The 23670-nt window shown below is 43.4% G+C and carries 19 protein-coding genes; 4 read left to right on the top strand and 15 right to left on the bottom strand.

The genetic code is table 11. The features are described 5' to 3' along the window. Positions 1 to 87 precede the first annotated feature (87 nt). The 4 genes from HC643_RS40800 to apcB all read right to left on the bottom strand — a co-directional run bounded on the left by HC643_RS40800 (position 88) and on the right by apcB (position 4546). Positions 88 to 2574 (bottom strand): PAS domain-containing hybrid sensor histidine kinase/response regulator, encoded by a 2487-nt coding sequence (locus tag HC643_RS40800; protein WP_050045679.1) that lies wholly within the window; start codon positions 2572 to 2574, stop codon positions 88 to 90. Between the two features lie 188 nt (positions 2575 to 2762). Continuing rightward, positions 2763 to 2975 carry a hypothetical protein gene (locus HC643_RS11220; RefSeq protein ID WP_038072556.1) on the bottom strand — a complete coding sequence of 71 codons (213 nt, stop codon included), beginning with the start codon at positions 2973 to 2975 and terminating at the stop codon, positions 2763 to 2765. 131 nt (positions 2976 to 3106) lie between these two features. Then, complete coding sequence (locus tag HC643_RS11215; RefSeq protein WP_038072610.1) at positions 3107 to 3940, bottom strand: TlyA family RNA methyltransferase; 834 nt, start codon at positions 3938 to 3940, stop codon at positions 3107 to 3109. 96 nt (positions 3941 to 4036) lie between these two features. Continuing rightward, a complete protein-coding gene (apcB, locus tag HC643_RS11210; RefSeq protein ID WP_038072608.1) occupies positions 4037 to 4546 on the bottom strand; it encodes an allophycocyanin subunit beta in 510 nt (169 codons plus the stop codon). Positions 4547 to 5007: 461 nt separating this feature from the next. On the opposite strand from apcB, the gene glnA reads away from it, so the two are divergent. After that, a complete protein-coding gene (glnA, locus tag HC643_RS11205) occupies positions 5008 to 6423 on the top strand; it encodes a type I glutamate--ammonia ligase (protein ID WP_038072552.1) in 1416 nt (471 codons plus the stop codon). A 203-nt stretch (positions 6424 to 6626) separates the two neighbouring features. Here the strand turns inward: glnA and gifA are convergent, their stop codons facing one another. After that, on the bottom strand, positions 6627 to 6827 hold the full coding sequence (gene gifA, locus HC643_RS11200) for a glutamine synthetase inactivation factor IF7A (RefSeq protein ID WP_038072606.1): 201 nt from the start codon (positions 6825 to 6827) through the stop codon (positions 6627 to 6629). A 278-nt stretch (positions 6828 to 7105) separates the two neighbouring features. On the opposite strand from gifA, the gene HC643_RS11195 reads away from it, so the two are divergent. Continuing rightward, positions 7106 to 8164, top strand: coding sequence for a class I SAM-dependent methyltransferase (locus HC643_RS11195; RefSeq protein WP_038072550.1), 1059 nt, complete (start codon positions 7106 to 7108; stop codon positions 8162 to 8164). 531 nt (positions 8165 to 8695) lie between these two features. Here HC643_RS11195 and patX read toward each other — a convergent pair. Beyond that, complete coding sequence (gene patX / locus HC643_RS42555; RefSeq protein ID WP_408019873.1) at positions 8696 to 8920, bottom strand: heterocyst-inhibiting protein PatX; 225 nt, start codon at positions 8918 to 8920, stop codon at positions 8696 to 8698. A gap of 107 nt (positions 8921 to 9027) precedes the next feature. Next, positions 9028 to 10821: an FAD-dependent oxidoreductase gene (locus HC643_RS11190; protein WP_038072548.1), complete on the bottom strand. Its 1794-nt coding sequence runs from the start codon at positions 10819 to 10821 to the stop codon at positions 9028 to 9030. Positions 10822 to 11282: 461 nt separating this feature from the next. Between HC643_RS11190 and HC643_RS11185 the strand changes: the two genes are divergently transcribed. Next, positions 11283 to 12044, top strand: coding sequence for a hypothetical protein (locus tag HC643_RS11185; protein ID WP_038072546.1), 762 nt, complete (start codon positions 11283 to 11285; stop codon positions 12042 to 12044). Between the two features lie 44 nt (positions 12045 to 12088). Here HC643_RS11185 and HC643_RS11180 read toward each other — a convergent pair whose 3' ends face one another. The 6 genes from HC643_RS11180 to HC643_RS11155 form a co-directional block, all read right to left on the bottom strand. Then, entirely contained in the window at positions 12089 to 12538 is a 450-nt protein-coding gene (locus HC643_RS11180) for a hypothetical protein (RefSeq protein WP_038072544.1), read from the bottom strand. A 4-nt stretch (positions 12539 to 12542) separates the two neighbouring features. Further along, positions 12543 to 13115, bottom strand: a complete 573-nt coding sequence (locus tag HC643_RS11175) for a nuclear transport factor 2 family protein (protein ID WP_050045678.1) — start codon at positions 13113 to 13115, stop codon at positions 12543 to 12545. Positions 13116 to 13154: 39 nt separating this feature from the next. Continuing rightward, the gene (locus HC643_RS11170; RefSeq protein ID WP_038072542.1) at positions 13155 to 14267 is read right to left on the bottom strand and encodes an aldo/keto reductase; all 1113 of its coding nucleotides are present in this window, start codon (positions 14265 to 14267) and stop codon (positions 13155 to 13157) included. 78 nt (positions 14268 to 14345) lie between these two features. Then, a complete protein-coding gene (locus tag HC643_RS11165; RefSeq protein WP_050045677.1) occupies positions 14346 to 14891 on the bottom strand; it encodes a nuclear transport factor 2 family protein in 546 nt (181 codons plus the stop codon). A 58-nt stretch (positions 14892 to 14949) separates the two neighbouring features. Next, positions 14950 to 16008: an alpha/beta hydrolase gene (locus HC643_RS11160; protein ID WP_237265865.1), complete on the bottom strand. Its 1059-nt coding sequence runs from the start codon at positions 16006 to 16008 to the stop codon at positions 14950 to 14952. Between the two features lie 104 nt (positions 16009 to 16112). Beyond that, positions 16113 to 16964 (bottom strand): AraC family transcriptional regulator, encoded by an 852-nt coding sequence (locus HC643_RS11155; protein WP_038072540.1) that lies wholly within the window; start codon positions 16962 to 16964, stop codon positions 16113 to 16115. A gap of 299 nt (positions 16965 to 17263) precedes the next feature. On the opposite strand from HC643_RS11155, the gene HC643_RS11150 reads away from it, so the two are divergent. Beyond that, positions 17264 to 17908: a L,D-transpeptidase family protein gene (locus HC643_RS11150; protein ID WP_038072538.1), complete on the top strand. Its 645-nt coding sequence runs from the start codon at positions 17264 to 17266 to the stop codon at positions 17906 to 17908. 94 nt (positions 17909 to 18002) lie between these two features. On the opposite strand, the gene HC643_RS11145 is transcribed toward HC643_RS11150, so the two are convergent. Beyond that, on the bottom strand, positions 18003 to 20774 hold the full coding sequence (locus HC643_RS11145; RefSeq protein ID WP_038072536.1) for an MHYT domain-containing protein: 2772 nt from the start codon (positions 20772 to 20774) through the stop codon (positions 18003 to 18005). Between the two features lie 331 nt (positions 20775 to 21105). After that, the gene (locus HC643_RS11140) at positions 21106 to 23526 is read right to left on the bottom strand and encodes a glycoside hydrolase family 31 protein (RefSeq protein ID WP_038072534.1); all 2421 of its coding nucleotides are present in this window, start codon (positions 23524 to 23526) and stop codon (positions 21106 to 21108) included. Positions 23527 to 23670: the final 144 nt, after the last annotated feature.

Below are 23670 nucleotides of genomic sequence, written 5' to 3'. Positions count from 1 at the left end.
TTCATTATTGCTATCACTTAACTGTAGTAAAACAAATTTTTTTGAGTTTTGAAGAAGGCACTTGAGCCATTTTTCATTTCCTGACAACTATCGCCCTACTAAAGTTGCAATTGCTTCAAGCAATACGCGTAATTCTACTGGCTTGGCAATATGCATTTGAAATCCTGCTGCGATCGCTTTCTCCCGGTTGCAATCTTCAGCGTAAGCAGTCAGAGCAATGGCTGGTATTTTTCCTCCCCGTTCTGATGGCAAAAGTCTGATCTGACGTATTAGCATATACCCATCCATCTCAGGCATACCAATATCAGAAAGCAGGAGATCTGGTGTTTGTTGCTCGAACACTCTCAGCGCTTCGGGTGCTGATGATGCGACAGTGACAGTAGCTCCTAAATCCTCCAATAACTCGGCTATCAGTTCCCGTAAATCGACTTCATCATCAACAATCAAAACACGCAGACCGTTAAAATTCATTTGTGTCTTAATTTGTTCTTCCTTGGCAGTTTCTTTGGAATCGGTCACTATCAAGGGTAACTCGACTGTAAATGTTGCTCCCAAACCGAGTCCTGGGCTTTCTGCTTGTACGGAACCGCCGTGTAGTTTTGTTAAATGGCGAACAATGGACAATCCAAGTCCCAATCCACTATATTTTCTGGTTGTAGAGGTACTTTCTTGACGGAAGCGTTCAAAAACGTGAGGGAGAAATTCGGGGCTGATACCTTGTCCTGTATCGCGGACTTGAATTTGGGCATAAGAGTCTAAATATTCTAAGTTAACCGTAACCTGTCCTCCTTCAGGTGTGAATTTGATGGCATTTGAAAGCAAATTCCAAATAATTTGTTGTAACCGGGTTGAGTCTCCCTCAATTTGACAAGTTTTCAAGTCCAATACAGTTTGAATTTGAATGCCTTTAGCTTCAGCAAGCTGACGAATCAATTCAACCGTGTTTTTAATAATAAAAACTAAGTTTACTGGTTTAATATTTAAGTTCAACTTACCTTGAAGAATACGAGACATATCTAGTAAATCGTCAATAAGTTGAGTCTGTAATTTGGCATTCCGTTCAATTGTCTCCAAGGCTCGCTCCGTGGTTGCTTCATTCAACTTCCGCGATCGCAAAACCTGGGACCAAGCTAGTATTGGATTGAGTGGAGAACGGAGTTCGTGAGAGAGTATAGTTAGGAATTCATCCTTAAGCTGACTCGCTGTTTCTGCTGCTTCTTTTGCCTGTTGCAAAGCTAACTCAGTCTGTTTGCGCTCGGTAATATCGAGTGATGTTCCAATCAGTTTGATTGCTTGTCCTTTCTCGTTAAATATCGGTTCTCCACGGGAATCGAGATATCGAATCGAACCATCATTTAGGAAAATCCTCATATCAAAAGCATAAGCAACACCTTCAACAATGGCTCGTTCAACTGATTTTTGCAAAATTTCGCGATCTTCAGGATAAACTCTTTCGAGTAGTTCGAGGTAAGTTGGTTCGCCTCGCTCTGGGTCAATTCCCCAATGGAGAAACGTAATTTCTGACCAACTTACTTTCTGTGTCTCTATATCAAACTCCCAACTCCCTACTTGGGCGACCCGTTGAGCCATTGCTAAATGCGCTTGACTTTGGTATAGTTGTTGCTCTACAGATTTTCGTGCAGTAATATTTAACACCACGCCAGCCATGCGAACCGGAGTGCCATTCTCATCTTGGTAAGCATGTCCCCGAAATGCAAGCCAATGAGCGTTTCCATCTGCCCAAAGAACACGACACTCAACGTTGTATTTGCTTTGTCCTGTAATAGCTTGCTGTATAGCTTGCTCCACCCGTAGGCGATCCTGTGGATGTATGGTATTAATGAACACCTCATAGCTCATCTTGGTGTCAAGATTTAACCCAAACATGGCTTTACAGCGATTTGACCAGAGCAATTGTCCTGTTATCAAGTCATAATCCCACATTCCCAAATCTGCTCCTTCGAGCGCCAATCGCAATCGCTCTTCACTGTCAAGCGACAATGTTTCGATTGGCTTGCGATCGCATAGCGTCAAGGGAGCGCATTCTCTGATTTCTTTTAGAAGAAAGCCGGTACCATTTTGAGCGATCGCTGTTGGGGTTATTGCCGTACAATTAACAAAAATACCTTCTATATCACCGCTTTCATGACAGATAGGATTGCAGGAGAAAGTCACGTAAATCTCCTCTAAATAGCCCTTGAGGTCTGCAAACAATTGTATTTCTTGAGAAGACACGGGCTCTCTGGTGTTCGTGATTTCTTGAACTATCGGTCTCATGACAGACCAAAGTTCTGGTAGAACGTGAGGAATTTTTTGACCGAGTGCGTGAGGATGCTTATTTGCAATTAATGGAACATACGCATCATTGTAAAGAATAATAAACTCACGTCCCCAACAAACAAACATGGGATGCGGACAGTTGAGCAAAATACTAACAGCTGTACGTAAGCTTTGAGACCAATGTTTGACAGGACCAAGCACAGTGTTTGCCCAGTCAAACTGACGCATCAAAACACCCATCTGTCCGTCACCAGTGAATGGACTGCCAAGAAACTTGATTTGCTTTTGCCCCATCTCAAGCACTCCTCATGGAGAAGCATACAAGGCTCTTGATACAATCTTTCCTGTGGTGCAATATGCTACTCAGTTTTGCCATTGTCAAAGGTGAAAAAGTTGCTTGCTCGCTTATCCTTTTGTAACACAGTTAGAAACGATACCCATAACCTGAGGCAAATTTTTTCTGAGTTAGACGCAAGTTTTACTTAAGATTCTGCCCGATTTCGCATAGTCTCCTGCAAGTGTTCCTCATAATGGCGTTGCTGTGCTAGTAATTCTCTCGCCTCTTCTTGGGTAGCAGTTTCCGCCGGAAAATCGTGAACTTCTGCTTCAGTACGATTTCGCATGGCATCTTGTAAATTTTCTTCATGATGGCGTTGCTGTGCCATTAATTCCCGTGCTCTATCTTCGGTATTCATAATGTTTTTTCTAATACTAGAGAATTGTAAATTTGTTTCCAAGTTTACAAAATTAGTGTAAAGCTTTTTCTCAGTAGAGAAAAATAAAATTTACAAAAAGAAAATTATAGAGAGTCACTTCCTTCTGCCCTCTACCCTCTGCCTTCTGCCTTCTGAATGGTGACTGCTTTTTGTGCCAAGCAAGTCATTTGGGCGATCGCATTTAGATCTAGTGGTTGTGCTTCACTTTCCATTCCCAACCACAACAAGTACTCAATATTTCCTGCAGGACCGGTAATTGGCGACCAAGTTAAACCTTTGTATTGCCATCCCAACTCCTGCGCTGTTTGCAGCACTTGAAATATAGCGTTTGCTTGGTCTTTAGGGTCGCGCACAACACCCTTTTTCCCAACACGGTCTTTTCCCACCTCAAACTGAGGCTTGACCAACAAAACGATTTCACGGGGGTCTTGCAGTAAGTGCCACAGAGCAGCCAAAATTTTGGTTAACGAAATAAACGACACATCCAAAACTGCCAAATCAGCAACCGACTCATCACCATATAACTCATCTTTTGTCAAATACCGTAAATTTGTACGTTCCTTCAAAATCACTCGGGAATCATTTCGCAAGCGCCAATCAACTTGTCCGTAGCCAACATCAACCCCATAAACTCGTTTTGCGCCTGCTTGCAGCAAACAATCAGTAAAACCCCCTGTAGAAATGCCACCATCCAAACAAATCCGTCCTTCTACAGGAATGGCAAATAATTCTATTGCCTTAGCTAACTTTTCTCCGCCTCGAGAAACAAAACGCGATCGCTCTTTTATCTGAATTTGAGCAGAAACATCAACTTCCGTACCAGCTTTGTCAACAACAACACTATTGACCAAAACTTCCCCTGCTTGAATGAGGCGTTGAGCTAAAGCACGAGACGAACACAAAGAACGTTCTACCAATAAAACATCAAGTCTTTGCTTAACCAATTTGGTCATAATAAGTGGTTAGGTGTTAGTGGTTAGGTGTTAGTGGTTGATGTTACAGCTACTAACGACTAACTACTAACGACTAACCACTAACATTTAGATATCTTTTTCGCTCAACTCTCGAGTCATGTAGTCAAATGGCTCATCTAAAAAGGTAGTATCACTCACACCTGTTGCAGCCACTTGCTCCTTCACAATATCCTTCATAATCTGGATACCGCGAACAGTAGGACCGATGGGAACGCCCAAGGAATTGTAAGTTTCCCGCAATCCTTGTAAAACGCGCTCATCTAGTACATCCATACTACCAGCAACGAGAGCATAGGTAGCATAGCGCAGGTAGTAATCCATGTCACGAAGACAAGCCGCATAACGCCGAGTTGTGTAAGCGTTTCCACCCGGACGAATCAACTCAGGTTGTTCTTCAAATAATTTAGAACCAGCCTGCTTGACAATGGACGCCGCATTTGAGTTGATAGACGCAGCAGCTTGAACCCGTGCTGTTCCACTTTCAAAATACGACTTGAGGTTGTCTATGGCATTCCGGTCAAAATACCGTCCAGCAACGTCATAATTTTTAATTAAGCTAGTTACTGCATCCCGCATTCCTTTTTCTCCCAATCAATCCTATTATGGTTTGATATTTATCTGATTGCTGTTCGCAATCGGTATCTTTTTGCGCCACTTATTAAAAGAAGCCCCTGCACAAAATCTGTGCGCTATTTATGGATTCTATGTCAAAGTTGCCCCCTGCGGGGTGAACTTTTTTAATAGAGGGGATGGGGAGTGGAGGGATAAGGCGGATAAGGCGGACAAGGCGGACAGGGGAGAGAGAATAGAAATCTTCCTTGTCTACCCAATCCCCAATCCTCAATTCCCATTATTTAAATAAAAGTTAAATGTCATGCTTCTTAATGGCATTTTGTAGTAAAAAATACAAAATCCACTAATGTCCTGTTTCTAGGATATTCCAGGGGTCTGATGGATTTGCAGTTAGCGAGCTTTCTTCAGCAAACATTGAACACTCTGGTTTTACTATTGATAAATCGGCAGCCTAAGGAGTAACCATGACAACCCCACAAGAAGTCCTGAAGATGATTCAGGATAACAACATTCAGATGATCGATCTGAAATTCATCGATATGCCAGGGATTTGGCAGCATTTGACGCTTTACCAAAACCAAATCGATGAAACTTCCTTTACGGACGGCGTACCTTTCGACGGTTCTAGTATCCGGGGTTGGAAAGCCATCAATGAATCGGACATGGCAATGGTACTCGATGCCAACACGGCGTGGATCGACCCTTTCATGCAAGAACCAACGCTCAGTGTTATCTGTAGCATCAAGGAACCTCGCACGGGTGAGTGGTACAGCCGTTGTCCTCGCGTTATCGCTCAGAAAGCTGTTGACTATCTGGTGAAAACCGGTCTTGGCGATACAGCGTTCTTTGGTCCTGAAGCTGAATTTTTCATTTTTGATGATGTCCGCTTTGACCAAAACCAACACTCGGGCTACTACTACGTAGACTCGGTTGAAGGTCGTTGGAATTCCGGTAAAGATGAAGGACCCAACTTGGGTTACAAACCCCGCTACAAAGAGGGTTACTTCCCAGTTGCTCCAACGGACACTTCGCAAGATATGCGGACAGAAATGCTGCTGACAATGGCAAAGTGCGGAGTACCAATTGAAAAGCACCACCATGAAGTTGCTACTGGCGGTCAGTGTGAACTGGGTTTCCGCTTTGGAAAGTTGATTGAAGCGGCTGACTGGTTGTTGACTTATAAGTACGTTATCAAGAACGTTGCCAGGAAATACGGTAAAACAGTTACCTTCATGCCCAAGCCCGTCTTCCAAGACAACGGATCTGGGATGCACACCCACCAATCTATTTGGAAAGATGGTCAACCTCTGTTTGCTGGAGACCAGTATGCTGGCTTGAGTGAGATGGCGCTGCACTACATTGGCGGTATTCTCAAACACGCACCTGCATTGCTCGCAATCACTAACCCTACTACCAACTCCTACAAGCGCTTAGTACCTGGTTATGAAGCACCTGTAAATTTGGCTTACTCTCAAGGTAACCGTTCTGCTTCTATTCGGATTCCATTATCTGGTAGCAACCCCAAAGCCAAGCGTTTGGAGTTCCGCTGTCCCGATGCGACTTCTAACCCATATCTGGCATTTGCTGCTATGTTATGTGCTGGGATAGATGGTATCAAGAATAAAATCGATCCCGGTCAACCTTTGGATAAGAATATTTACGAACTTTCTCCGGAAGAATTGGCTCAAGTTCCTTCAACTCCGGGTTCTCTTGAACTCGCTTTGGAAGCCCTGGAGAATGACCATGCTTTCTTAACCGAACCTGGTGTATTCACTGAAGACTTTATCCAAACTTGGATTTCCTACAAGTTGGATAATGAGGTGAACCCAATGCGCTTGCGTCCTCACCCCTACGAATTTTCTCTCTATTACGATGTTTAATTTTTAGGGACTCTTGCACAGTACGTCGAACCCCGGCTTCCTTAAAAAAGTCGGGGAACTAATCAACATAAAACCACCCGCTAGTGGTGGTTTTTTTTTGATTGGGGATTGGGAATTGGGGGGAAGGGGGAAACAAGGAAGAACTTTATACTGCATTCTCCTCGTCTTCCTTGTCCCCAAGCCCTAGTCCCTAGCCCCTTGTGCTAACTCATTGCTGCATTACTGCGATCGTAAGTCATGCGAGCCGAGGGGTCTATTTTGCCTTGAGTTGGATTCCAATAATGAGAAACTTCTCCAGGAAGACCTAGCTCCTCACCCGCACGACCCAGCATGGATTGTTGACGATTCTTGATCAACTGATAGTGACGCATCATAAGAGCACGTGCTTTTTCTTGTGTAGACATACTGAAATCCTCCTTAGTGGTTTTTTTATAAATGTCAATATTACCTGACATATTTCTTTAGTTTTAATATAACACCTATTCTGTATCTAAAGTTACGAAAAATAATATCTTAATAAAATTTAATATTTGTAGCAGAATAAATATCTATAGGATTTTGCATCTCTCCCAAGACTTATTTTTTCAAGCTGTAAACCTTTCTTCAGATTTATGAGCACTCAGTTACAAATACTTAAAATATGTAAAGATATATTCTAAAAACTTAATTAAAGGAAATTCTCATGTCTGACACTTTAACCAAGCTGACTTATCAAACTTTTCAGCAAGGCAAAAGTTATTTTGGTCTAACCCATAAAATTTTAAGTATTCGCCTCAAAGAGTTGCTCTTTCCTAAGAAGGAGGCAACATCTCAAGGTATTCCTAGGGAAGCTATATTGACGCTTCAACAAAGGCAAAATAATTTGCAGGAAGTTGATTGGGAAGATGCCGAACGGGGTGTGTATCCTAAAAGCTTGTTGTTTGATAACCCTTGGGAAGATTTTTTCCGCTACTACCCTCTAATATGGGTTGATTTACCCCAAATTTGGGATAGGGCAAACCAAAGGAAATACCAGGATTTTGCCGCTGACGTAGACATTAAAGGTTATCCGAGCTACTACATCCAAAACTTCCACCACCAAACCAATGGCTACTTGAGCGATCTATCCGCAAATCTGTATGACTTGCAGGTGGAAATTCTCTTTCAAGGTTCAGCAGATGCTATGCGACGGCGCATTCTTGCTCCCCTAAAGAAAGGGTTGGAAGTTTTCAGAGACTTAGCCCCCCGTCAAACCCGTGTTCTGGACGTAGCTTGCGGAACCGGTCGCACTTTAAAAATGATTCGAGCGGCTTTGCATCAAGCATCTTTGTTTGGAACAGATTTGTCACCAGCATATCTGCGTAAGGCTAACGAGCTTTTGTCTGAAATACCAGGGGAATTACCCCAACTTTTGCAGGCAAATGCAGAAGAGTTGCCATACGTAGATAACTATTTCCATGCTGTCACCTCTGTTTTTCTCTTTCATGAATTACCTGCAACAGCTCGCCAACGGGTTATTGAAGAATGCTTTAGGGTCACAAAACCAGGCGGCGTATTTATAATTTGTGACTCAATTCAATTGAGCGATTCCCCAGAAATGGAACCATTTATGGAATACTTCCATGAAACTTTCCATGAACCTTACTACAAGCATTATATTACTGACGATCTGGTAGAGCGATTGGAAAAGGCAGGTTTTGTGAATATTGAAATGCAAGTTCACTTTATGAGCAAGTATTTGATTGCTCGTAAAGCTGCTTAACTATATTCCTATACTTTTCTGTTGACATGGGGTGGTAGATTGAGCCACCCTCTTTTTTGCAAATTTTAAGTAAGTCGCTAGAAAAAACAAACTCTGTTACGAAACGTCAAATCTCTATATTGGCTCGTAGTTGCGCTTCTTGCGTTCGCCACTCTTGCGTGCTGAAGGCTAGACACGCAACTACAAACTCATGATAATTACGAACACCGACTTACTTAGCCTAATGAACTATCTCCGTACAACTAAAAAGTTGCAATAGGAGTTTTGTGCGTATTTGAAGATCTTTCAATACTTGCAATACAAAGTAGCAACTTTACTTGACATTAATGCAAGAATTCACTACTTAACTAGTATAGGAAATAACTGGTAAAACACCACAATATTACTGAGAAATCCAACAATTGAAAAGTTACTTTTTTTGCTTTATAGGGTACGTAACGGATAGGAAGCGTAACACCCTGGATTACCGTACTTTTATTCCCTTGCTACAAGGTCTTTGCCACCCCAGGAACTGGCACGAACTTGCAGTTGTTAGACTTCAGATTGCGGAGCACTGATATATTCAATCAATTCTCTACGTCCACTACCTCTATAACCAGAACGTCCAGACCGTGAGGTTGAGCTTTTTTTTGTCGCTCTCGCCAAAATCAATTGTGGCGATTCATATTTGGACGAGAAAGTGTTAGGGACTTGGTTGTTAATAGCAAAGGAGCTACACAGGAAACCCACGATTAAAAGTGAAACAGCTGCACGCATAATGAATGTTTATTTTTGAACTATCCATTTCACTGATACTGAGTTTTCTTTTGTGCATCCGGATAATTTATTCAAGAGTATTGTTTTTTACCACAAAAAAATCCTTGTTAGCACTCAATATGTTCCGCTAGTAACCAATTTCCTGCACTGTTAAAACGACCCAAAATTTTGATGAATTGTCCGTGAAGATATGTTTGCAACTGCTCGTCAATGTCCGATCGCAACGTGACAATTTGCCAAGTTTGACCCTGATAATCGCTTGGTGAAGTAATAATAAATTTATAATCCTGCTGAGTTTGGCACTGGAAAAACCCCATGAAACAATCAATGTTTCTTAAATTAACAGCATCGCCATAAGAGTAGAAGCCCACAGTTGGCGAGAAATGGGGGCAATTGCCGCTATGAGGGTATGTTTCAGGATTATCTAAATAATACAGTTGCATATGTAACCAATCCGGAGAATCAGGTGGTAAATTAAAGATGGGAACGATAGCAGCTGCATGATGGCGATCGCGCAACAAAGCCTCTTGCAAAGTTCTTACAGGCAAATCGCGAGGGCTTAAATTTAACTCAATACACAAAGCAGCTGCCATACCAGCTGCTTGACCAATATTCATAACTACTGGTTGCAATCGAGTCGCGCCGTTAGCAATATGAGAAACCGAAATATTTTTCTCGCAAACTAATAAGCCATCTGTTTTTATAGGAATAAGACAGCGATAGGGAATTGTAAAAGGAGTTCCCGTCCAACGTCCTCCCCAACGAATAGATTTAGGAAGCAATTCAAATTTTATCTCCGGATAATGATGGTCGTTAGCATAGTTACCAATCGCAATAGCATCTTCATGTAACGGTGCAACGCTACCTCCCGCAATTGGTAAAATATCCTGTTCTCGTATGGTCGTCAGTCCTACGAGGCGTCTGCTCTCCCGATAATAGGGGTGAAGGGCAAAAGATGAGGGAGAGATAGAGGGAATGGGGGAACGGGGGAATGGGGGAAAAATATGATGGGCTAAACCGTAGCGATAACCGATTTGATGTTGGATAAAACGGGCAAAATTTTGGCTGTGCCAAAGGCATTCTTGCAGAAACTCGCGCCGCTTCTCTGAAGATGCTATGACTCGCCCGACTCCATGACCGTAATCATTACCATGAATGGGCCAATTAATCATAAACAGACCCCCAGGCAAGCGTCCGTAATTTAAAAATTGTTCTGCACCACAATTATCCCAAGCACCAGTAAATTGTGAGGGGTTGTCATTTGGCGCACTTGGGATTTCAGGAGCCATAGATTCACCAAAATCTTGCATAACCACTACCCAAGTGGGGGCTTGCACTGGATATTTTTCTGTGAGATAATTAAATGATGCTGGAGCGCTAATTTCTCCCCATTCAGACCTCAACTCCCAACCCCAACGGTAAGGTACTTCAGCTAAATCTAACAAATCCCCCAACTCTGTGGCATCAAGGGTTACTTTGGCAGTAACAGTAAAATCTGCAAACCGAACACCAAAAACGCAGTCATTTTGTTGAATGACCTCTAAAGGTCTTCTACCTGGAAGCCAAAGTAAGTTTGGTAACTCTTGAACCCAATCTGCGAAAATCTCTGCTCCAATGCGAGGGTCGTAACTAAAGAAGCTGACCCAACTGTTGTCTAACCCCATTGGTTGACGGCGTTGCAATTGTTTTATAAATGCACCCCACAATCCTGTTTGGAAAGCTTCCAACTCATTGCCATCCGGTGCAGATACTCCCGCAGAAGTCAGCATTCCCCCCAACCAAGGAAATTCACTAACCAAAATAGTTTTTACCCCCCGCCGCGCTGCTTGGAGAGCAGCTGCAGTTCCTCCTGTTCCGCCTCCCACCACTAAGACGTCAGCTGCGTACACCCGATCTGTCATGACTGAACCTCAAGAAAGCATGAAGGATAAAGTATGGAGGATAAAACTTCCAGCTTTCATCGTCTTTAGATATTTTTTATAAATACATAATGTAGTTTGTCTTGTATTAAAGTAAATTTGACGGATCTCACACACATTTCCTCCCTCTGTTAACAGATACAAGCTAGGGAATTAGAGCGGTTTTACCCCTCACTTAGAGAGTCTCAATGAGAGATACCATCTCCGAGTTGCTAACAGCATCGGTAAAAGTTGGCAAGTACTTTGCAACCGCTCAAGAAAAATTTATTACCTCAATCAAAAAATGAGGACTAGTACACGAAGGCAGAAGTACGATGGCAGAGGGCAGAAGGCGCAAAAGCTTTAACTGTAAGCTTTTTCTCTGTCACTAATGGTTGCTTTATTTACGCCGAACTGTACTAGTATAAGAAATGTAACTTTCCATCGATCGGATTGGATTTCTCATGAACCTCTCGACTTACTTCATGCACTTGGTTGGTTCTGGTATCAGCGCCTACTACTTTGCTGCTCAAATCCGTGACCCTAAAACTCGCCCCAATGTTCTAGCAGGGTTCCAATTGGCAGAATCTGGTTCTGTTCCTTTCCTGACCGCACTTAGCGATCGCGCTACAGCAGAAGGTGATACATGGCTTGCAGAAAAACTGGCGCAACACGCATCAGATGAAACCAAACACGGTCAAATTTTTGCTCATGCCTTAAAACAACTTAACAAAGAAGTTATAGATTTTAAAAATTTGCCAAAAAACACTCAGGAAAATAAATCGGAAAATAAATCGCAAGAACGCCGCAGCCCGTTTTTTGCAGCTTTCTTCGAGGGTTATTCTCAAGAACAACTCAAACCGGAAGTCATTGATTGGGATGTGTTCATGGGTAGCACTTATATTTTAGAGTTAGATGCAAGTAAAGACTTTACCCGAATGGCAAACGTCTTACCCGAGAACGATCCAGTGACTCGCAACTTAAAATTGGGAATTTTGAGCATTGCCAAAGATGAAACCGGTCATGCTGCTTACATTTACGAAGCCATGATGCGGCGAATGCCTTCTGCTAATGTAGAAAGACTTGTAGATGAGTGGCGTACTCGTAAGACAAACGCCATGCTAGCATTTGCCGGAAATATGTTGCAGCGTAAGAATAATTCTCGCTCTATGGTGCAAGATGCAGCCACTACCTCAGAAACTCATTCTGAGGTAGTGGCTGCGTAAAAGGAAAGGGGGGGTTAGGGGTCAGGGATTGAGGACAAGATGAGTCACAATTGGTACCAGCAATGAATTATCAGAGCCTTGATAATTGAAGAAACAAACTGTTGACTGAAGAATTTTGGAGCTTCCATTTCAGCTCGTAGCAGATGTGCTAAATGAAGAATGGATGGGTTAGTAATCTGCCTCTTTAAAATGGGTTGCCGATCGGCACAAAGCATTTTTTGGTCAACAATTTCCTCAAATCTTAATAGGCTGAGTGTGATTTGCAGGTAATCTAGCAGGGTTTTTTTTTGGACATCGTTCAACCAATCGGATTCAATTTCCTCTGCGTTAACAAAGCCTCCCGTTGGTATCGCAGCAGTAACTTCTATCTGATATGTCACAATACTAACTATTAAAGTATTGCTTGAGGAAACAGGTGGTTTAACTAAATACGCGTACTTGATGGCAAGCTCATCCCAAGAGGCTTGGAGGACGAGAATATCGGACTGCATCATAAACTTAACCGGGACGAGTACCTTCTTCGTAAGTCCAAGTCATCTTCATTTGTGTAACTTTCCAACGTCCGTTGATATGGCTTAGTTCGTGATTGTAGAACCCCCCAAGCGTCCAAGTTTTACCAGGTTTTCCCTCAAGATAAACGTGATGCGCCCGAAAGTGGGAGGTACAGTTTGCTCGCTCGCCATTCACTATCACAGCATGATTGGTAATCATGTGCTGGGTGGCTTTGAAGGTTTTGCTGAAAAAGTCTGCCCAGCCAGCTACTAAAGTATCTGCTGCTACAGTATTAGGAGTGCCACCGTTGAGGGAGGTGTAGTCAGTCAGAACCCGATCGGCGAAGGCTCCGCGACAAGCTTTCCAGTCTCGTAGATCTGCACCCATACCGATAATGTTTATGGCATCAATAATTTCAGCACGATCTACTAATTTCTGTAGAATGATGGTATTCATGGGGACTTGAGAATTGACTTGAGTGGGAGATGTAGTGCGAGCCTTAGCAATCTCTGTGGTAGATAAAAATCCTATTAAGCTCGCACTAAAAGTCAAAAGCACGTTCCGGCGTTGGTGATTCATAGTCTGTTGCTAGACTTGGAGTTAAGTTTTATACAGCCCTTAAGATACACCAGCACCCTGTGACTGAATCAATACATTAGGTTGGTATCCAGCAGGTTTATATCCAACTGTTGCACCACCATGAATCATGCCTTGAATTTCTGAACCAAAGAAAATGTAAGGAAATTGCGGTTCGGGGCGACTGATAGCTTCGAGACGATTGGCAAGTTCGGTGGGAATCTCAAACGAGAGAGCTTTTAGATTGTCCTCAAGTTGCGATTGCTTCGTAGCTCCAATAATGACCGATGCAATTCCAGGGCGATTTGCTGTCCAGTTGACTGCAACTTGAGCCATACTCCGCCCAAGTTCTTTTGCCACAGTTTCAAGTTCTGCCACAATTTTCCAGTTGCGATCGCTAAACTTCTGAAACGCCGGATTTGAGATACCGCGAACTGTTTCCAATCGTCCTTCTCCTGTAAAACCACCCTCGCTGGGTCTGTACTTACCACTGAGAAGACCGCTCGCCAACGGGCTCCACACCATTGTACCCATGCCCAATTCCAGACCGAGGGGAATAAATTCCCGCTCAATATTACGCTCAATCAAGGAGTATTCAAGCTGGAGAGCGGAAAGCGGTTCGTAATTACGCCATTCGGCAATAGTTTGCGCTCGTGCTGCATACCAACTAGGGGTATTGCTCAGCCCGATATGGCGCACTTTACCAGAACGAACTAAATCATCTAGTGTCCGTATGACTTCTTCGGCTGGGGTGATTGTATCCCATGTATGGAGAATGTAGAGGTCGATATAATCAGTTCCCAACCGTTGCAGCGAACCTTCTACCGCCCGCATAATATTTTTGCGCCCGTTACCACCCGCATTTGGATTTCCCGGTTCGGCATTGTAGCTAAACTTAGTAGCAACGACAATGCGATCGCGCAAGTTGCGCTCGGCAATAAATTTACCCAACCACGTTTCGCTAGTCCCATTGGTATATAAATCTGCCGTATCGATAAAGTTACCACCTGCATCAACGTAGGTATTAAACATTTGGCGTGCGGTGGCTTCATCACTTCCCCAACCCCATTCAGTACCAAAGGTCATTGCTCCGAGGGCGAGACGGGTAACGCGCAATCCAGAACGTCCTAGAGTGTAGTAAGTGTTGAGAGACATAATTCGTAGCTCCTTAACGTGTATATTTAAAAAGTGTTTGGAGTGATAGTGAAACTCTTTTTGTTCTGCACTGTTAAATTACTTCTGCTGAGTAAAGCCACTGGGATTACCCCAAGCTTCTACGAACACGATAGGGTTGTAGTATTCACGAAACAGTACAACCTTACCATTGTGGAATTGAAAGAGTCCGGCGTAAGTGTTGTTGTAAGGCTTTTTCGTTGCCAGTACTTCAATTTCGCCACGAAATTCTACAAAGAAAGTATTGGGGTCAGTAGTAGGGTAAATTTTTAAGTCAGGGAACACCATGCGTCCAACACTAGTTGGTAGTGCCGAATAATGTTTGGCGACGGCGGCTTTGCCTTCAACGCGTTTGGGAAATCCAGCAGGAGAGTAGGGCATATCTTGTACCCCATCATCCGCCCATAGTTTTAGCCATTCATCCATGCGTTTTTGGGATAACAACTGGAAGTACGTGCGGATTGTTTGCTCGTTGTTTTGGCGGATTGCTTCGGCATTAGTGTTTGCAGTTGCTATGTGTGTTGTGATACCAGCTTGGGTTTGAGGTCCGATGGTCAACAAACTCAGCATTAAGGTTGCGCCAATTAAAGCTTTTTGCATTAACATCTTGACAAAATCCTGGTTTTAAAGTTTTACAGAAATGACGATCCAATGTTTCAAGCCTTTATAGAGATGTTCTTAATTGCTTAACCGTGAGAGCAACGGCTTGGTTAATAGTGGCTTCTCGGTCATAGAAATCAAATTGTTGCGTTTCGGGAAACCAAACCATGTTTTTGTTATTGCCAGGGATGGCTGCAAAGAATCGACGCGCACCATCAGGAATTGCGGCTTTCTCACTATGGATAAACAATGTAGGGACTTTGATTTGCTTGGCTTGTGGCATGGCACTAAAGGTCAACCACTCCGCCCAAGACATCACTGCAAATTTGTTTGCCCATTGGGGAATTGCACCACGTTTGGGATTAAGATAGTAGTCGATATTACCGTACATTGCTGCAGCACCATTCGTTGCGCTAGCTGCAGGTACATAGTCCACCTGACCTGTTTGCTGTAGTTTTGTGCGTGCTGCTTGTGCAATTTTGATTTTTTCCCGTACAGCTTTTTCACCACCGTAGATGGTATTTACAATTGCTGCATCATGAATCCAAGGCGCAACAGCGACAAATGACTTGATACGGGAATCAGTTGCTGTAGCTACCGCCATATAACCCGCTGAAGCGCAAACACCCAACCCAGCAATCCGGTTGCGATCGACTGCATCGACAGTTTGCAGGAAGCTAACAGCATTTTTGATATCTACTATCTTGGCAGTGGGAGATTCAAAACTGCGAATCTTACCGCCGCTTTCCCCAAAGGTACGAAAATCAAATGCTAAGGCTGCAAAGCCTTGTTCTGCAAGCTTTCGAGCATATATACTGGGCATTTGCTCTTTCACTGTTGTCCAAGAACCTGCGACGATCGCTGCGGGTAACTTATCGCCAGCTTTGTAGCTAGCAGGTAAGTACAAGTTCCCAACTAGCGTTTCGCCTTCACTTTGAAATGTAACTCGATTTACACCGGGTTTGTAGGCGTTAGCAGCGATGACAGTATCAGAAAGTTGCTGCACTTGCGGCTGTGTTGAATTCTTGCTTTCTGACAGATTTTGTGAATGGGCATAAGCGCTACTAGTTAACAATACTAGTGAGAGGGCAGAAGCTTTAATAGCGGAAAGCATTGTTTTCATTGTTCGTTCTCCGTTGTTTCTTGTTAAATCCAATTTAAAGAATCTGCCCAAAGCATTCACGCCCCATTCTTGCGCGGTTATATCAAAATTATGCTCGGTTCAATTTATGCACTGTCGCGAAATTGCTTTGGCGTTACCCCTGTAAGCTTGCGAAATTGCGCGGTAAAGTGACTCGGATTGGAAAAACCCACTTGGTAAGCAATTTCTGCTGACGAGAACCGAGTCACTTTTAGTAAGACTTTTGCCCGTTCGATTCGTCGTTGCAGAATGTAGCGGTGTGGCGGTTCTCCTACAAGCGTTTTGAAAGCACGGGCAAAATGAAACTGGCTCATGGGGACTAACGCCGCAAGAGTTGCGATCGCTAATTCACTGGCTAAATTGTCTTCAATATAATCTTTAATGTGCTTGAGTTTTAAAACATCTAGAACACCGATTTCCTCTGGAGTAGAATGACTTAAGACTCCACCGTAATTTCTGAGGAGATGCACTGCTAGCAAATTTCGCAACGATTCAACATACAAATTTCCCGCAAAACCACTATTAACTAGTTCGGACTTCAACAAATGCGCCACGTGTAGAATAGTTGGATCGGGAAAAAGCACTCTGTGTTCCAACCTAACGGGAGTAGAGAGCCCGCTTTCATTTGCCAGTCTGTTAAGTAACACTGGCTCGATCTTCAGATTTACGTATTCGCTCTCCTTTTCGCGCCTGTGCCATACAAACTCCCGATCCGAATATAGAAACACGCTTCCTGCAGGCAAAGCCGAGGTTTGCGGCTTACTCCCATCCACCGACCAAGTGACACGTTCGTGAGGAAGAAACGCTACACTGATAGCATATTTGGGCATTGCGAAGTCGAAATCTCCGACCTCTTGCAAACGACCGTACTCGACAATCAAGTCATTCCATTCGGCTTTAAGAATCGCTGCCGTTTGTTGGGGCTTGGGTTGCTGCATTAGAGAATTAAATATTTTAACCCTTATTGTTTGTATACCTTAAGTGTAGAGGAATACGAATATAAATCTTAACTGATTATCTTTTTTATAACTAGGTCAATATGAGAAAATAAAAGGCAGCACAGCTTATCCCATCAATCGGCTGTATCCATCAAGAAGTTGGGGATGTTGCAATTCCGAATCTCTTAAGAGGCTATCCGTAATTTTGTCAGCAGAGATTGAAGTATTTTGATGTCAGCAAAAACAATTCCCAGCAGGAAAAGTTTTCATTACTTTTAACATCTGTCAGGCATATATTAATGGCTAGTATTTTTTACGTTGCAACAAAAGAAGGCGATCCTCTCACAGTGCGTTCTAAACCCAATGGGGAATCAGTTGGTTCTCTCAGCAATGGTACTGAAGTTCAAGTGACTGGCGAACCCGTGCAAGCAGGAAACAGGAAGTGGGTACAAATTGGAACAAATCGCTGGGTCGCTAATGAGTTTCTTACAAGTATCAAAACAGCACGAGTTGTTGCAAAAAGAACGACAAAAACCATCGGTGGTGGTTTAAGAGTTTATGAAACTCGGCTTATAGATAGCAATGGTAACGTTATTAATACAGTACAAGCTGTTTCCGGTCGAGTTGGCAAGCAAACTCCCTCCGATGTTGCTGGTTCTGAAACACCTGTACCTTTTGGAATTTACAAGTTTGACAACCCCGGAGTGGTGGGTACACCACCAGGAAATAAACCAGAATTTGGTGGTGTTTGGTCTCCAGTGACACCTCTATTTAGTACGGGACGTTCGGGTATAGGCGTTCACTACGATCCCTCTGCTTTGGCTCAAAATGCTAACACTGGTACTGCTGGTTGTTTTGCAACACCAACTGTTAAAGAACGGGACATTATGACAAACTTTATTCGCACTCACAAACCAACTCATTTGATTGTGTACGAAGGTTAGTCGTTATGTAGAGACGTAACGTGCTACGTCTCTACATGACCGCGAATTCTATTCGCCTCAATTTTCTATTACCTTAATTTTTCATTCGCCTTGATTATTGTGTCATCTTTAACACAACAGAATCCCGACCAGAAGACTGAGCAATATCTGCTGCTTCCAAAGGTTCAACACTCAGCCTTTCCTCAGGATCGGTCTTGAACACAGTGACTGAAGCTTGTAACTGTTGTGCTACGTCTACAGTTTTTTCCAAGGAACTAGACATCAAGCGAGAGAAATCGCTCGTATGAAGTGAATCTTGAGCAATCTGTTTCATCAAAGACGCTACCTCTTGCGAAGTTTGCGCTTGAGATACTGTTGCATGGGAAATAGACTGTACTAACAAGTCAATTTCACGAGACACTTCTAAAATTTTCTCAAGCTGTTGCTTGGTATCTTTTACTGAATCTGTGCCTTCCACAACCTGTGTCATGCCTTGTTCCACAGCTTTCACAACTTCACTAGTTTCAATCTGTATATTTCGTACAATCTGTTGAATTTCTTCCGTCGCTTGAGCTGAATGAGCAGCTAAATCCCCAACTTCTTCTGCCACAACTGCAAAAGCCTGACCTTCCTCACCTGCTTTTGCTGCCTCAATACTAGCATTGATTGATATTACGTTGGTTTGCAAGGCAATTTGGTTAATTAAAGACACAACTTTGGAAATCTTTTGAGATGATTCACCAAGCTGTTTCACCTTTTTAGCAGCTTCTGCCATAGTCAAATGTAGGTTCGTGATGCTATCAACTGTGCGCTCCATTGAATCTCTACCAACTTCTGCAGTTGTTGATGCAGTACGTGCCATAACTGCTGCTTTATGGGCGCTATCTGCTACAGCTTGAATTGAAAGTACCATTTCATCTAAAGATTTTAGGGTACGAGTAATCTCATCCGCTTGTTTGAGTGCATCATCTGCCAACAGACGCGTCGCTTGTGAGTTTTCCCCTACAAGTACATTCACCTGTTGAACGGCTTGTTTTACTTGAATCACAATGTGGCGCAGGCTTTCAATAATAGCATTGAAAAAGTTGGCTACAATACCAATCTCGCCCTTACTCATCTGGGCATGCACGGTCAGGTCACCTCTAGACGCTTCTTCAACATCACTTAACAATTCTACGACTTGATTCTGTAAATTTTCTTTACTAAGCCGCAATTGTTCTTGTACCTGCATTTGTTCTGTGATGTCCGCTTGTACCCCAATAAAATTTATAACTTGCCCGGAGGCATTTCGCACTGGTGAAATGGCCAATTGGTTCCAGAAAGGGGTACCATCTTTGCGATAATTCTTAATAACAACTTGGCAATCCCGCTCTTGCTTCACGGCATTGTTGATTTCTCTTACAGTAGCAGGGTTTGTGCCTTCTCCCTGTAAAAAGCGACAGTTACGCCCCAATACTTCTTCTAGTGAGTAACCCGTCATGGTTTCAAATGCTGCATTGCAAAAGACGATGGGGTTATCTTCCTGTAGTGGAGCGGTAATGAGAATACCATTGCTAGCAGCAGCAATGGCACGCTCGCGTAACCGCAGCACTTCCTGCGCTTGTTGTAATTCATGGAGGAGACTTGCTTGTTCTAGAGCAATGCCAATTTGAACTGCGAGTTGTCGAAACAATTCAATTTCCCACTTTTGCCAAATCCGAGCATTAGAACACTGATGAGCAAAAAGTAAACCCTGAAGTCGATCGTTTTGTAGGATAGGTGCAGCTATATAAGCTTTAATCTGAAAGTGCTTTAAAATCGCCAGATGCTCCTCAGCAAAACCCACTTGGTAAATATTATCAATAACCCAAACTCGACCATTATTATAAGATTCGAGATAACGTTCCCAAAAAGAATCGTCCATTGTATGACCCAAAGTAGAAATCCAACCTTGAGCAACGGATTCAGCAATAATGGTACCGCTCCAATCACGATTCAACCGACGGATAATAGCGCGATCGGCACCTAATACTTGCTGCACTTCACTCACAGCAGTATTGAGAACATCTTCCAACTTCAGAGAACGCCGAATGCGTAGAGTCATTTCTGTAAATTGTTGCAATCGTTGCGCTTCAACTTCTTGTTGTTTCAGAAGAGTTGTTTGAGATGTTATGCGTCGATCCGCAAATGATGTCAGCAGTGTAACACTTAAGACAACGAGTGTAGCCATGCCAATGCCGATCGCAAGCCAAGTGAGAGAAGATTGCACAACCCGGTTTGCTAAGACTGAACTCACAACTTTTGTTGGTGTGAAAGAAACTGCCGCCATTCCTGTATAGTGCATCCCGGAGATAGCAGCCCCCATAACGATCGCACTGAAAATCCGAGACGATCTTCCTGTTTTACTCGTTTGTATGCGGAATTGAAAGGCAATATACAACGCTGCTATTGACGCGCCGATCGCGATCGCAACTGACAGCACAAACAATAGGATATCGTAGTGAGTAGAGGCATCCATCCGCATCGCTGCCATACCAATATAATGCATAGATGCAATTCCTAAACCCATTAATACACCGCCAGTGAGCAATCGCTTCATACTCATAAACCGACGACTTGCAAGAAAAAGCGCACCTGCTGAAGTCGCGATCGCGGGCGTTATTGAGAATACAACAATTCCCACATCATAGACGATAGGTATTGGTAAACTAAAGGCTAGCATGGCAACAAAGTGCATTGACCAGATCCCAATACCCATCGTAATTGCACCACCAATCAACCAAGCCAGCCTTACCCTTTTCTCCACTGCACTCACTCTTCCGGCTAGGTCTAAGGCTGTATAGGATGAAAGTACTGCCAGCACTATCGATAGCGCCACTAAACCTTGGTCATAGGTGCTACTTAACATCGTTGCATCTCCTAGGTGTTTTTAAATGTTTTTTAAAAATAGATGCATGAAACTCTCAATCTGTTTGCTTCAGGTAGAGCAAGATTTGAGGCTATAGCAAACAGAAAAACCCAACCCAGATCGAAAACTTGAGTTTTTCTCTAAGGTAAAAACTATGGATTTCAAAGTAGACGCAGCTTAGAAATAAATTTGAGATCGATTCTAATACAATGTATTATTATTATCACATATGTTATTTTTACATAAATTCTTTTTTTGTCAAACAGAACTTATGCAACTGGCAGAGAAATTATCAGTATAGGGGCGCAAAGCCTTGCGCCCTTACTAACTATTAAAATTTCAAAGTACGCGGTTTTCCATCATCTTGAAATTGTTGTTTACCCACTCCAACAAGTTCAACAATGACTTCACGGGATGGTGGTATCCATTCTCCTTGTCGTTCTTCAATTTCTAAAATTGTGTGTTCTGCATTAGCAAAAACACGGTAATTTGTCGTTGCAAAAGCTCCTTTTTGAAACTCAAATGTATGTCCGTCATCTTCATAAAGGGTAAACTCACTAGCACCATGCCAAATACGCAATCGCAATTGGTTTAGCGGTCGCTCATCGACATACTGCATCACGGGCTGCATGGGAATAATTGCCCCGGCGCGGACATAAAGAGGCATTGTTTCTAATGGTGCATGAGCGAGGATGTGAACCGGACCGTGATAGCTCTCTCCCGTCCACCAATCATACCAAGTTCCTTCAGGCAAATATACGGAACGGTGCTCTACTCCAGGACGGTAAACAGGTGCAGCCATCAAATGAGAACCGAGTAAAACCTGGTCGTAAAGGGTATAAGTTTTGGGATCGTTGGGGTAATGGTAGAGTAACGGTCTTAAAATAGGAGTCCCTGTGGTTGCTGCTTCCCAAAAGAGGGTATAAAGGTAGGGTAGCAGTTGATAACGTAGATTGATGTATTCTCTACAAATTTTCTCGGTACGTTCTCCAAACACCCACGGCTCGTGGCGTGCTGTACTCATAGCTGAGTGACCTCGCATGAAGGGGTAGAGCATTCCTACCTGCATCCACCGAGCAAACATTTCTGCTGTGGCATTACCTGCAAATCCACCAATATCGCATCCTACAAAAGCTACTCCAGACAGCCCCATATTACACAGCATTGGTAGGGACATTTCTAAATGATCCCACAACGACTGATTATCACCCATCCACACCGATGACCATCGCTGCACTCCTGCAAAACCAGAACGAGTCAGCACAAAAGAACGCTCATTGGGACGCAACCGTTGCAAACCTTCTGCACTCGCTCTCGCCATTGACAAACCATACAAATTATGTACTTCAGCGTGAGTAGCTCTATGTGAGAGCAAAGTAGACAAGGGAGACACGGTAGAACCTTCCCCCTTGTCTCCCTTGTCTTCCTTATCCCCTCCTTGAGGTGCATCTAGAGGAAACCAAATTTTATTTCCACCATCCCCAAAAGGGCGATCGTCAATGGCTGGTTCGTTCATATCATTCCATATTCCCGCAACGCCTGCATCAGTCAGGCTTTTTTGCAAATCTCCCCACCAATGACGCACATCAGAACGCAAAAAGTCAGGAAACACGGATTTTTCAGGCCAAACATAGCCGTGGAACAACTGTCCATCCACTTTTCTGACAAAATAGTCGTGTTTTATCCCTTGGTCAAACACGTGGTAATTGGCTTCTGGCTCGTATTTCACTCCTGGATCTATAATGGTCACGGTTTTAAAACCGTTTTGTCCCAAGTCACCAATCAGTTTTGCAGGATCGGAAAAGCGGTTGGGACTCCAGGTAAACACGCGGTAACCCCGCATGTAATCAATGTCAAGATGGATGACATCACAGGGAATTTGACGCGATCGAAATTCTTGCGCTAGTTCCCGTACTATAGTTTCTGACTCGTAACTCCAACGACATTGGTGATACCCAAGTGACCATTTTGGTGGTAGTGCCATTCTACCTGTTAACTGGGTGTAAGTGCGAAGAATGTCTGCAGGTTCAGGACCGTAAATAATGTAGTAATCTAACTCGCTCCCACGAGTTTCCATTTTTAAGGTACCCGGTGCTTCTGCACCAATATCAAACTGACTCCAAAAAGTGGTGTTGAAGAAAATACCGTATGCAAGTTGGGGACGCAAGGCTATAAAAAACGGTATTGCCTGATACATTTCATCAGTTTGGGTACTGTAGTCTAAAGCATCAACCGTCCAATTGGTTTTGACTTCGCTCAGTTTATCCAGCAATCCAGTGCGTTCGCCAAATCCGTAAAAGTGTTCTTCTGCTTCTATGTGTTTCCATGCGGCGACTGCTCCCAATCGCCAACCCATTGCCATCTCTGTATCTTGAGCAAAGGGACGTCCTTCTTTATCAAAGCAGGTTATACGGCATTTTTCTCTCTGTACGCTCACGCGTATTTGCTCGGTTTCAATTTCTACAACACTATCTGTTACGTTTACCTCGAAAGGTACATTTGTCCATTCTGTGTCGTCCAGTGTTACCGCCCAAGGACGACGGGGTTGAAATTCACCAGTTGGGGACATCCGCACTCGTAGCAAGTTGGATGCGAGTACGCTAATACTAACACGGGCTTCACCACACTCTAGGTGAATAACGCGTTCGCGAAGCGGCTGCTTTGCAGCATCGCTCTTGTTGACAGATTGTACCCTACCAATAGTAGTCCAAGGTTGGTCAGTTGTCGGCAATTTTCCAAAGTACTGGGGCATGCACCCTCCAAGGTAGATGTATATCTAAAAACAATTGCCACTTTAGTACACTCAACCTATGGGCATAAACCTACTGATGGCAGAATTTTTATAATGCTGCTGTTAACTCCACAAATTTAGTACAAGCTTCAGCAATAAACTCTG

This window comes from Tolypothrix bouteillei VB521301 (genome assembly GCF_000760695.4).
Taxonomy (GTDB): Bacteria; Cyanobacteriota; Cyanobacteriia; order Cyanobacteriales; family Nostocaceae; genus Scytonema; species Scytonema bouteillei_A.
Note: the sequence above shows the minus strand (reverse complement) of the source record. Positions and strands in the feature narration are given on the sequence as shown.

Excerpts from the sequence above, each read along its gene's own strand:
- HC643_RS11180 (WP_038072544.1), bottom strand. The coding sequence starts at position 12,538 with ATGATGCAGTCCGATATTCTCGTCCTCCAAGCCTCTTGGGATGAGCTT.
- HC643_RS11185 (WP_038072546.1), top strand. The coding sequence starts at position 11,283 with ATGAACCTCTCGACTTACTTCATGCACTTGGTTGGTTCTGGTATCAGC.
- HC643_RS11150 (WP_038072538.1), top strand. The coding sequence starts at position 17,264 with ATGGCTAGTATTTTTTACGTTGCAACAAAAGAAGGCGATCCTCTCACA.
- HC643_RS11160 (WP_237265865.1), bottom strand. The coding sequence starts at position 16,008 with ATGAAAACAATGCTTTCCGCTATTAAAGCTTCTGCCCTCTCACTAGTA.
- HC643_RS11175 (WP_050045678.1), bottom strand. The coding sequence starts at position 13,115 with ATGAATCACCAACGCCGGAACGTGCTTTTGACTTTTAGTGCGAGCTTA.
- patX (WP_408019873.1), bottom strand. The coding sequence starts at position 8,920 with ATGCGTGCAGCTGTTTCACTTTTAATCGTGGGTTTCCTGTGTAGCTCC.
- HC643_RS11170 (WP_038072542.1), bottom strand. The coding sequence starts at position 14,267 with ATGTCTCTCAACACTTACTACACTCTAGGACGTTCTGGATTGCGCGTT.
- gifA (WP_038072606.1), bottom strand. The coding sequence starts at position 6,827 with ATGTCTACACAAGAAAAAGCACGTGCTCTTATGATGCGTCACTATCAG.
- HC643_RS40800 (WP_050045679.1), bottom strand. The coding sequence starts at position 2,574 with ATGGGGCAAAAGCAAATCAAGTTTCTTGGCAGTCCATTCACTGGTGAC.
- glnA (WP_038072552.1), top strand. The coding sequence starts at position 5,008 with ATGACAACCCCACAAGAAGTCCTGAAGATGATTCAGGATAACAACATT.
- HC643_RS11155 (WP_038072540.1), bottom strand. The coding sequence starts at position 16,964 with ATGCAGCAACCCAAGCCCCAACAAACGGCAGCGATTCTTAAAGCCGAA.
- HC643_RS11165 (WP_050045677.1), bottom strand. The coding sequence starts at position 14,891 with ATGTTAATGCAAAAAGCTTTAATTGGCGCAACCTTAATGCTGAGTTTG.
- HC643_RS11145 (WP_038072536.1), bottom strand. The coding sequence starts at position 20,774 with ATGTTAAGTAGCACCTATGACCAAGGTTTAGTGGCGCTATCGATAGTG.
- HC643_RS11190 (WP_038072548.1), bottom strand. The coding sequence starts at position 10,821 with ATGACAGATCGGGTGTACGCAGCTGACGTCTTAGTGGTGGGAGGCGGA.
- HC643_RS11140 (WP_038072534.1), bottom strand. The coding sequence starts at position 23,526 with ATGCCCCAGTACTTTGGAAAATTGCCGACAACTGACCAACCTTGGACT.
- HC643_RS11220 (WP_038072556.1), bottom strand. The coding sequence starts at position 2,975 with ATGAATACCGAAGATAGAGCACGGGAATTAATGGCACAGCAACGCCAT.
- HC643_RS11195 (WP_038072550.1), top strand. The coding sequence starts at position 7,106 with ATGTCTGACACTTTAACCAAGCTGACTTATCAAACTTTTCAGCAAGGC.
- apcB (WP_038072608.1), bottom strand. The coding sequence starts at position 4,546 with ATGCGGGATGCAGTAACTAGCTTAATTAAAAATTATGACGTTGCTGGA.